Source organism: Anaerococcus degeneri (assembly GCF_017874475.1).
GTDB lineage: Bacteria > Bacillota > Clostridia > Tissierellales > Peptoniphilaceae > Anaerococcus > Anaerococcus degeneri.
On the sequence record NZ_JAGGLO010000028.1, the window covers coordinates 1 to 1,407 of the forward strand.

General features: G+C 28.7%; 1 protein-coding gene. It reads left to right on the forward strand.

The genetic code is table 11. The annotated features are described in order from the left end of the window. Positions 1-150: 150 nt before the first annotated feature. A partial coding sequence (gene mobQ / locus J2Z38_RS10460) for a MobQ family relaxase (RefSeq protein ID WP_209775241.1) occupies positions 151-1,407 on the forward strand: 1,257 nt, incomplete at its 3' end.

A 1,407-nucleotide genomic window follows, 5' to 3' on the forward strand; every position in this document is an offset into this window, starting at 1 on the left:
AACAATTAAGCCGACATACTGAAACAACAAAAATTAATTCAGTAGTCGGCTTTTTCTATTCTATCATTTCAAAACGCTCATTCACAAAGTGGATATAAAAATCTATTAAGCCTCCACCTAAAACAACAAGAAAGAAAGGAAGTGATAAAAATGGCAGACAGTTTTCATTTTTCAGTAAACATAATATCAAGAGGAAAAGGAAAAAGTGCAGTAGCAAGTGCAGCATATATAAGTGGAGAAAAAATAAAAAATGAATGGGACGGAGTAACCCATGACTACACAAGAAAAGAAAAAGTATTAGTAAAAAATATAATATTGCCTGATCATATACCAAAAGAATTTAATGATAGGTCGACCTTATGGAATAAAGTAGAAATGGCAGAAAAAAATTCTAATGCACAACTAGCAAGACAATTCATAATAGGACTACCAAAAGAATTATCTTTAAGTGAAAACATAAACCTAGTTGAAAGATTTATAAAAGAAAATCTAACATCACAAGGAATGATAGTAGATTATGCAATTCATGATGAGAGTCAAGATAAAAATGGAAATATCCATTGTCATATCATGACCATAATGCGACCCATAAACGAAAAAGGAGAGTTCTTAGCAAAGTCAAAAAAAGAATATATCCTAGATGAAAAAGGAGAAAAGATTTTAAACAAAAATGGAAAACCTAAGACAAGAAAAGTAGAACTAACAACCTGGAACGATAAAGGCAATGTAGAAAAATGGAGAGAAAATTTTTCAGACCTTTGCAACGAATACCTAGCAAAAAACAAGATAGAAAAAAGAGTAGACCATAGGAGTTTTAAAAGACAAAATTCAGATTATCTACCGACAATCCACTTAGGATCAGCAGCAAGTGCAATGGAAAGAAAAGGAATAGAAACTGACAAGGGAAACTATAATAGAGAAATAAGAAAATATAATGAACTTGTAAAAACAATAAAAGAAGAGATAAAGACATTAAAGGGTTGGATAGGAAATTTATTAGGTAACCTATCTACTGCTTATGAAAAATTTAAGGATATAGAAAGAGATAAGGTAATAGACAACCCTAAACTTTTCAATCTAACAAATTATCTATTAACTTATTCAGAAATTCAAAAAGAAAAAAGTAAATACCTAAAAGGATATGCCAAAACTAATAAAGAAAAGTATGACTTCAAAAAGCTAACAAGTGCATATAGTTATTTAAGAAAAAATGACATAGAAACCATAGGTCAGTTACAAACAAAAATAGAAACTTTAAAGTCTAATAGTTATAAGCTAAATAAAAAAGCAAAGACAATCCATAAAGAAATGGAAGATGTAGAAAAGAAAATTTTATACTATGAAATCTACAAAGCCAAAAAAGAATTCTATGATGAATATCAAAAGAAAAATATATTCACAAAAGAC